The sequence below is a fragment of the Ruegeria sp. BHSA123 genome, from assembly GCF_059613425.1.
Window position 1 is genome coordinate 1 of sequence record NZ_JBXWSL010000065.1, and the last position, 8,365, is coordinate 8,365.

Here is an 8,365-nt window from a genome sequence, read left to right on the forward strand (position 1 = left end):
ATCGAACAGGAACTGGCGCATCAGGGTGCGGCCGAAATCACCGTTCGGAACCTCGACCAGCAACACATTGCGGAAATCCCACGCGTCGCGCAGAAATGCCAGATCATCGGCGGTTTTGCCGCCCCCTATCTCGCCGGCAAGGCCAAGCCACATCTGGGTCTGCCCAATCAGGTCCAGCGCCGTGTTGGCCAATGCAATATCCTCCTCCAACACTGGCGCATGGCCGCACCATTCACTGACGCGATGGCCCAGGATCAGGGTATTGTCCCCCATCCGCAGCAGGAACTGCTGAAACGCTTCGTCGCGGGTCATCACATCGCCCCCACTTCTTCGGGGATGTCGAAAAAGGTCGGGTGGCGGTACACTTTGCTTTCGCTGGGCTCATACAACGGGCCTTTGTCGCTGGGCGACGAGGCCGAGATGTTGTTGGCTTCTACCACCCAAATCGACACGCCTTCGTTGCGGCGGGTGTAAACATCGCGTGCATTCTTGATCGCCATTTCCGCGTCCGGGGCATGCAGCGAGCCGACATGTCGGTGGCTCATGCCATGTTGACCGCGGATGAAGATTTCCCACAGGGGCCATTCGGTATTCATCGGGTTTCCTCCTCAGGGTAAGCTTATTCGGCGGCCAGATTGCCAGCCTGTTTCTTGCGCGCGTGGGCCAACAGCCCGTCACGCACCCATTTGCCGTCATCCCAGGCCTTGTTGCGCGCCGCCAGACGGTCGACGTTGCAGGGGCCGTTGCCCTTGATCACATCGAAGAATTCCGACCAATCCGGCTCTGAGAAATCGTAATGCCCGCGCTCCTCGTTCCACTTCAGGTTCGGGTCGGGGATTGTCAGACCCAGATATTCGGCCTGTGGGACGGTCTGGTCGACGAATTTCTGGCGCAGCTCATCATTGGTGTTGATCTTGATCTTCCAGGCCATCGACTGCGCTGAGTGGACGGAATCCTTGTCGGACGGTCCAAACATCATCAGCGACGGGTACCAGAAGCGGTTCATCGCGTCCTGCGCCATCTTGCGCTGCTCGGGCGTGCCTTCGGCCATCTTGCGGATCGCGTCATAGCCTTGGCGCTGATGGAAGCTTTCTTCCTTGCAGATGCGGATCATGGCGCGTGAGTACGGCCCGTAAGACGTTCTTTGCAGCGGCACCTGATTCATGATGGCAGCCCCATCGACCAGCCATCCGACGGCGCCGATATCCGCCCAGTTCAGCGTCGGGTAATTGAAGATCGACGAGTATTTCATGCGACCGTCCAGCAGCATCTCGGTTATCTCATCACGGCTGACACCCAGTGTTTCGGCCGCACAATACAGGTAGAGCCCATGGCCGGCTTCATCCTGAACCTTGGCTAGAAGGATTGCCTTGCGTTGCAGCGTCGGTGCACGCGTGATCCAGTTCCCTTCGGGCAATTGCCCGACGATCTCGGAATGCGCGTGCTGTCCGATCTGGCGGATCAGCGTTTTGCGATACCCCTGAGGCATCCAGTCCTTGGGTTCGATCTTGATATCCGCGTCGATCCGCGCCTGAAATTCAGCAAGCTTTTCAGGATCATCGTTTGACGCCTCGGATTCTACCATCTGGGCATACATGTCCCGTCTCCTCCGTTACACGCGTTCAAGAATAAGTGCAGCGCCTTGCCCGACACCGACGCACATTGTGCAAAGCGCATAGCGCCCTTTGGTGCGTTTCAGTTGGTACGCTGCGGTCAACACAAGTCGGGCGCCGCTCATCCCCAATGGATGGCCAAGGGCGATTGCGCCGCCATTCGGGTTCACATGGGCGGCGTCATCGGGCAGACCCAACTCTCGCAGCGTTGCCAAACCTTGCGACGCGAAAGCTTCGTTCAACTCGATCACATCCATCTGGTCGATGCTCAGCCCGGCGCGCGCCAAAACCTTTCGGCTGGCAGGAACCGGACCAATACCCATGACCCGAGGCTCGACACCCGCGACGGACATGCCAACCACACGGGCAATCGGGGTCAGGCCGTTCTTTGTCGCTGTCGCTTCATTCGCCATCAGGATCGCGGCTGCACCATCATTCACGCCCGAGGCATTCCCTGCAGTCACAGTTTTGTCCGGCCCGTTCACACCCTTGAGGCCCGAGAGTTTTTCCGCTGTGGTTCCCGGGCGCGGATGTTCATCCGTATCGACAACAATCGGATCGCCCTTGCGCTGTGGAATTGAAACCGGCGTGATTTCTTCTTGGAACACGCCTGCCGCGTGCGCCGCAGCCCATCGTGCCTGGCTGCGCTCGGCAAAGGCGTCCTGGTCTTCACGGCTGATCCCATAATCTTCGGCCACATTGTCAGCCGTTTGCGGCATGGAATCGACACCATACTGCTGCTGTAGTCTTGGGTTCACAAAGCGCCAGCCAATCGTCGTGTCGTAAACCGCATTGCTGCGCGTAAACGCCGACGTCGCTTTGGGCATTACAAACGGTGCGCGCGACATGCTTTCCACGCCACCCGCAACTGAAAGATCATAATCGCCTGCCTTGATGCCACGCGCCGCCATTCCGACGGCATCCATGCCACTGGCACACAAGCGGTTTATCGTTGTTCCAGGTACGTCCGTCGGCAATCCGGCCAGCAGGGACGCCATCCGGGCAACGTTGCGATTGCTCTCTCCTGCCTGATTGGCATCGCCATAAATGACGTCATCCACACTGGTCCAGTCGACTTGCGGGTTGCGCGCCATCAGGGCCGCCAGCGGGATAGCCGCCAGATCATCCGTGCGAACCGATGAAAGCGCACCACCATACCGCCCAATCGGGGTGCGGGTTGCGTCGCAGATGAAAGCGTCCATCAATTGCGTCTCCTGTTGGAACACGAGCATTAACCGTCTGGTCGGTTAATAAATGCTCAATCGATTCGGCGCAAGCTTTATGTTACCATGTAATCGTCTCTATCAGTTTTCTGTAACATTAAATGACGCTTCTTTCACATCCGCCTTCCAGCCCGCAAAAGCGCCATCCCGGGCTCGGCAAAAAACGAGTTAAACACCCACCGCAGATTCCAGCGTGGCAAGATTCGGTTTGGGCAATTGTCCCAGCAGTCGGGACACAGCCACTCGACATTCCGCGCCTTTCCAACCAACAGGCAAAAAGGCCGGAGGCAGGGATGGATGGCGTAGAACCAAACGACGCCACCCATGCACAATCAATACGCGCAGCACCGCTATTTTCAACGGATCATCGACGCCATCGACAGGCAACAGTTGCTCGGTGCTCTGAAGGGAGTGCAAGAACTGATCATAGGCAGACTTGAGCTGTTCAGGGCCACAAAGGTCGCGCAGCCAGCCTGGAACCGAAATGGCGCTGCTTTCAACACCCAGCAGTTCTTCAAGGTTCTCGGGGGTGGGGCCTGCAGACATGGCTGTTGTGGGGTTAACCGAAATATAATCTCCGGTCAGCATCAGATCCGCTAACTCTTTTCGCGAACTGTCTGAACTGTTGGCGATAAGCACATGCCAAGTTTCTGGTGTATTCGTCTCGCGGGAATAGATGCGCGGGGCGGCGGCGGCGCTTTGACTACGGCCAAATTCGGTCAATCTGTGAACGCTGTTTCGCCCGACCCGCGTACTTTCGATCCAGCCTTCCTTGCGCAGCCTGTGCAGCGCAACACGCGTGGCTTCGGCCTTGATCCCTGCAAGGTTGGTCAGCGCTGTGATCAGCGCGCCACTAACCTGGTCAGACCCGCTCTGGGCGAGATCACCGAAAATCGTGACCAAAACAGACCACACACGTTGCGTGCCAGTTGTAGTCAACTGGCTGACGCAGGTTTCGAACCATTCTGGGGCCGTATCTTTCATAAGCACAGTATAATCGGGCCGGAGGGAATTGCCATCCAGCCCCTGCGCACCTGCACTTGTTCCTAGTAGGCAACCATGGTCAGCAACTCGTATTCTGCGACCAGCTCATCGTCTTGCTGCGTCAGGGTAACGTGCCAGCGAACCTCGCCGTAGTCGTCATTGCGCTTGGTCTTGTGCTTGACCGTCAAACGAACCTTGATGGTGTCACCAGCCTCGACCGGTTTCATGAAACGCAGCCCGTCAAGACCGGTATTTGCCAAAACCGGCCCCTCTTTCGGTTCGACGAACAATCCGGCTGCGAAAGACAACAGCAAGTACCCATGTGCAACCCTGCCCGGGAAGAACGGGTTACGTTCCGCTGCCGCCTGATCCATATGCGCATAGAAGGTATCACCGGTGAAGTTGGCGAAGTGTTCAATATCTTCCATGGTGATAGTTCTTGTCGCAGTGTGAAGGGTCTCGCCAATCGACAAATCGTGAAACCGGCGGGTAAAGGGATGAGCAGGGCCTTTGACTTCGGTCGCGCCAGGCACCCATTTCCGTCCAATCGCTGTCAGCAGATCGGGCGATCCCTGAATAGCGGTGCGCTGCATATAGTGTTTCACACCCCGTACCCCGCCCATTTCTTCGCCGCCACCGGCGCGTCCCGGACCGCCATGAACCATGTGCGGCAGAGGGGAACCATGACCGGTGGATTCCTTCATCGAGTCACGGCTGTTGAAATACAGACGCCCGTGATAAGCCCCTGATCCCATGGCAACCTGTCGCGCCACTTCTGGATCATGGGTGATTACTGACGCCACAAGAGAGCCCTGCCCCCGGTTCGCCAGCTCAATGGCATGGTCAAGATCGCGATACCCCATCACAGTGCTGACCGGACCAAAGGCTTCGGTATCGTGCACACGTTGCGCCGCGTCAGGATTGGCGCAATGGAAGAGCATGGGTGGTAGGAACGCACCCTTTTCGGCATCAGCGCCCTCAACCACAAAATCATCGGGGTTGCCGAAGACACGCTCGGCCTCTTGCCCAAGGATAGCGGTCTTCTCCAGAACATCACGCTTCTGACCGTTCGAAACCAACGCACCCATACGGGTGGTTTCCAGCTTTGGGTCACCGATGACCGTTTTCGCCAGTCGCGCCGACAGCGCGTCAATTACCGCCTGTACCTGCGGTTCGGGCGCGATGATCCGGCGGATTGCGGTGCATTTCTGCCCTGCCTTCGCGGTCATCTCGCGCTGGACTTCCTTCACGAAGAGGTCAAATTCCGGCGTGCCCGGCGCGGCATCGGGGCCAAGGATCGAACAGTTCAGGCTGTCCTGTTCCGCAACAAACCGTACCGAGTTCTCTAGGATCACCGGGTTGGAGCGCAGTTTCAGGGCCGTATCGGCGGATCCGGTAAAGCTGACCACGTCCTGCATATTCAGACGGTCCAGCATGTCACCCAAACCACCCGAGACCAACTGCAATGCACCCGCTGGCAAGATGCCGGACTCAAGCATCAACCGAACACACAGCTCGGTCACATAACACGAGCTCGTGGCGGGTTTTACAATCGCCGGAACGCCCGCCAGAAGGGTTGGGGCAAGCTTTTCCAGCATCCCCCAAACCGGAAAATTGAACGCGTTGATGTGAATTGCCACGCCTTGTAGCGGGGTGCAGATGTGCTGCCCCAGGAAAGTACCGTTGCGCGAAAGCTGCTCAACATCGCCATCCAGATAGACATGACCGTCCGGCATTTCACGACGGCCTTTTGCGGCAAAGACAAACATCGTTCCGATGCCGCCGTCGATATCAATCATATGATCCGATTGCGTCGCACCGGTGTTGAAAGACAAATCATACATGACCTGCTTGTGTCGGCCCAAATGGACGGACAGCGCCTTGAGCATTTTGGCGCGTTCATGGAACGTCATTTTGCGCAGTGCCGGCCCTCCGACATTGCGCGCATAGTCCAACATCCCCTGGACATCCAACGCGCTGTTACCCGCTGTGGCGATAACCTCGCCGGTCACAGCGCTTGTTATTGCGCGGGCACCCTCGCCGGGCGAAACCCACTCACCGGCTGCAAAGCTGGAAATCTGTTGGATAGTCATGAGCGTCTCCTCGTCTTAGTCGCGATCCCCGCGCTGCCATAGGCCGGTCTCGCGAAATCATATTTTAAACCGTACGGTCGGTCAATAATTTACCAAGCAATTTTCCCAAGCCGGGTTTCTCAGACCCGCGCGGGTAATCGTGCAAATCCCCGAAACCGGATACGCCCGCCCCGCTCGGCGCCGTCGGTGATGCGATAGTCTGGAAAACGGGTCAGAAACCGGCCGACGGCCACCCGGCCCTCCAGACGCGCGAGGGTCAGGCCGACGCAGGTATGGGGCCCTCCGGCAAAGGCGTGATGCTTGTTGGGGCGTCTGTCCAAGATCATCTCGTCGGGCCGGTCAAACTGCCGTGGATCGCGGTTGGCCGCACCGATACACAGATGAACATCGGTACCAGCCGGAATGGTTTGACCGTGGAACGTTACATCAACAGTGGTCAGGCGATTGCCGAACTGGTTCGGGCTTTCCAGCCGCAGAAACTCGTCCACAGCCGGAACGATCAGGTTCGGGTCAGCCAGCAACTCCGCCCGCTTGTCGCGGTGCCGGTCCAACAGCTCCAATGCGTTGCCGATCAGGTTCGTTGTCGTCTCATGCCCCGCATTCAGGATGAATATGCAGTTCTGATACAGCTCTACCTCGGTCAGGCCACCATCCGTGTCGTCCTGGATCAGCCGGGTGAGGACATCCGTTGCCGGATCTCCGGGGTTGGCGCGGCGATCCTCGATGATATGCCGCAGGAAGCCCTTGAAGTCCGAGACCGAGCGGTTACCCCACTCTTCCTGCTCTGGCGTCAATTGCGGCTCCAAAGCACCAAGAATGGCGAGAGACCAATCGCGCAATGGCCCGCGTTCGGATCGTGGTATACCCAGCAGATTGCCGATGATCTCAATCGGGATTGCTCCGGCAAAATCCTCGATCAGTTCGACATTGCCTTTGACCTGCATCTCGTCCAGCAGCCCATCGACAAGCTGGATCAGACCCGGTTCCATTTGCGCCAACGCGCGCGGGTTCATCGCGCCGACCATTACCTTGCGAACACGGGTATGCAGCGGCGGGTCATTAAACACCAGACTGGTGGTGTGGTGTTCATACAAGGGGCTGTCGACCCCGTATTTTGGACCAAATACCGCTTTCTTGTCCGATATGAACCGCGTGATGTCCCGGTAAATAAGGTCCAGATCCTCGTACCGAGACAGAATAACCGATCCGTCAGGCTGCCAGCAGACGGGCGTATCCTCGCGCAGCGCGGCGTAGGCAGGATAGGGATCTGTGTGATACCCGTCAGGAAGCGCGGTCAGAGAGAACATCAGTGCCCCATCGCCCCCATTTGTTCAGGCAGAACCAACACCAACCACGGCACCAGAACGATCAGGGCCAGCCGGAAGATATCCGCCACCCAGAACGGAGTGACACCCTTGAAGATTGTTCCGGTTGATACATCCCCGACCACACCTTTCAGAATAAAGACATTCAAGCCGACGGGAGGAGTGATCAGGCTGATTTCAGTCACCACAACCACAACAATACCAAACCAGATCGGGTCATACCCCAACGATGTGACCAACGGGAAGAAGATCGGCACCGTCAGCAGCAGCATCGACAGGGATTCAAAGACGCAACCCAAAATGATGTAGATTCCAAGGATCATCAGGATCACCACAAAAGGTTCAACGTCATAGGCCGTAACCAACGCGATGAGCGCTTCAGGCAGACCGGCAAGGTTGATGAAATTCGAAAAGATCTGTGCCCCGATCAGAACGGAAAACAATGCCGCGGCGGTATAGGTGGTTTCCTTCAGCACCTCAAAAGTCGACCCCAAAGTAAGCCCGCCTCGTGACAGCGCGATCAGGAAAGCGCCCATTGCGCCCATGCCTGCCGCCTCGGTCGGGCTGAAGGTCAGGTTCAGTGGATGAAAATCGAATGCACCGTACAATCCGCCAATCACCAGAAAGAACAGCAGCAATACGGCCCAGACTGAGCGCACCGCCGACAGACGCTCGGCCCAGCCGTGACGTTCACCCGCCGGTCCCGACTCGGGCTTGCGTGCGACGGTCCAGCGGACGGCGAGCAGGTAGAACAGGATGCCAAGCAGACCGGGAATGATACCCGCAACGAAAAGTTTTCCAATCGAGGTTTCGGTCAGCAGCCCGTAGATGACCAGGATCACCGAAGGCGGAATAAGGATACCAAGCGTACCGCCCGCTGCAATCGATGCCGTCGACAGTTCGTCGGAATAGCCATAGCGGCGCATTTCCGGCATTGCGACCTTGGACATGGTGGCCGCCGTTGCCAGAGACGAGCCGCAAATGGCCGAAAAACCTCCGCATGCCGCAACTGTCGCCATGGCGATACCGCCCCGGAAATGACCCAGAAAAGCATTTGAAACTGCGTAAAGCTCGCGCGCAAGACCACCTTTATTCACGAACAAGCCCATAAGGATAAACAGCGGGAC

8 protein-coding genes are annotated in these 8,365 nt (G+C 57.7%); all 8 read right to left on the minus strand.

Annotated features, from left to right (window positions below; translation table 11 throughout):
- A partial coding sequence (locus AC2FNC_RS17765; protein ID WP_496716122.1) for a 1,2-phenylacetyl-CoA epoxidase subunit PaaC occupies positions 1-312 on the minus strand: 312 nt, incomplete at its 3' end.
- The gene (paaB, locus tag AC2FNC_RS17770; RefSeq protein WP_209507558.1) at positions 312-596 is read right to left on the minus strand and encodes a 1,2-phenylacetyl-CoA epoxidase subunit PaaB; all 285 of its coding nucleotides are present in this window, start codon (positions 594-596) and stop codon (positions 312-314) included. The genes AC2FNC_RS17765 and paaB, both read right to left, overlap by 1 nt.
- Before the next feature lie 23 nt (positions 597-619).
- The gene (gene paaA / locus AC2FNC_RS17775; RefSeq protein WP_480476985.1) at positions 620-1,597 is read right to left on the minus strand and encodes a 1,2-phenylacetyl-CoA epoxidase subunit PaaA; all 978 of its coding nucleotides are present in this window, start codon (positions 1,595-1,597) and stop codon (positions 620-622) included.
- Between the two features lie 15 nt (positions 1,598-1,612).
- Positions 1,613-2,815, minus strand: a complete 1,203-nt coding sequence (pcaF, locus tag AC2FNC_RS17780; RefSeq protein ID WP_480476983.1) for a 3-oxoadipyl-CoA thiolase — start codon at positions 2,813-2,815, stop codon at positions 1,613-1,615.
- Positions 2,816-3,004: 189 nt separating this feature from the next.
- Positions 3,005-3,820: a PaaX family transcriptional regulator C-terminal domain-containing protein gene (locus tag AC2FNC_RS17785; RefSeq protein ID WP_496716125.1), complete on the minus strand. Its 816-nt coding sequence runs from the start codon at positions 3,818-3,820 to the stop codon at positions 3,005-3,007.
- Positions 3,821-3,882: 62 nt separating this feature from the next.
- Positions 3,883-5,913 (minus strand): phenylacetic acid degradation bifunctional protein PaaZ, encoded by a 2,031-nt coding sequence (gene paaZ, locus AC2FNC_RS17790; protein WP_496716126.1) that lies wholly within the window; start codon positions 5,911-5,913, stop codon positions 3,883-3,885.
- Positions 5,914-6,032: 119 nt separating this feature from the next.
- A complete protein-coding gene (locus AC2FNC_RS17795; RefSeq protein WP_480625358.1) occupies positions 6,033-7,220 on the minus strand; it encodes a cytochrome P450 in 1,188 nt (395 codons plus the stop codon).
- On the minus strand, positions 7,220-8,365 hold a 1,146-nt coding region (locus tag AC2FNC_RS17800; protein WP_496716127.1), incomplete at its 5' end, for a TRAP transporter large permease. The genes AC2FNC_RS17800 and AC2FNC_RS17795, both read right to left, overlap by 1 nt.

Bases quoted from the DNA above. Each gene is read 5' to 3' on its own strand.
- paaB (WP_209507558.1), bottom strand. From the start codon at position 596: ATGAATACCGAATGGCCCCTGTGGGAAATCTTCATCCGCGGTCAACAT.
- paaA (WP_480476985.1), bottom strand. From the start codon at position 1,597: ATGTATGCCCAGATGGTAGAATCCGAGGCGTCAAACGATGATCCTGAA.
- AC2FNC_RS17795 (WP_480625358.1), bottom strand. From the start codon at position 7,220: ATGTTCTCTCTGACCGCGCTTCCTGACGGGTATCACACAGATCCCTAT.
- AC2FNC_RS17785 (WP_496716125.1), bottom strand. From the start codon at position 3,820: ATGAAAGATACGGCCCCAGAATGGTTCGAAACCTGCGTCAGCCAGTTG.
- pcaF (WP_480476983.1), bottom strand. From the start codon at position 2,815: ATGGACGCTTTCATCTGCGACGCAACCCGCACCCCGATTGGGCGGTAT.
- paaZ (WP_496716126.1), bottom strand. From the start codon at position 5,913: ATGACTATCCAACAGATTTCCAGCTTTGCAGCCGGTGAGTGGGTTTCG.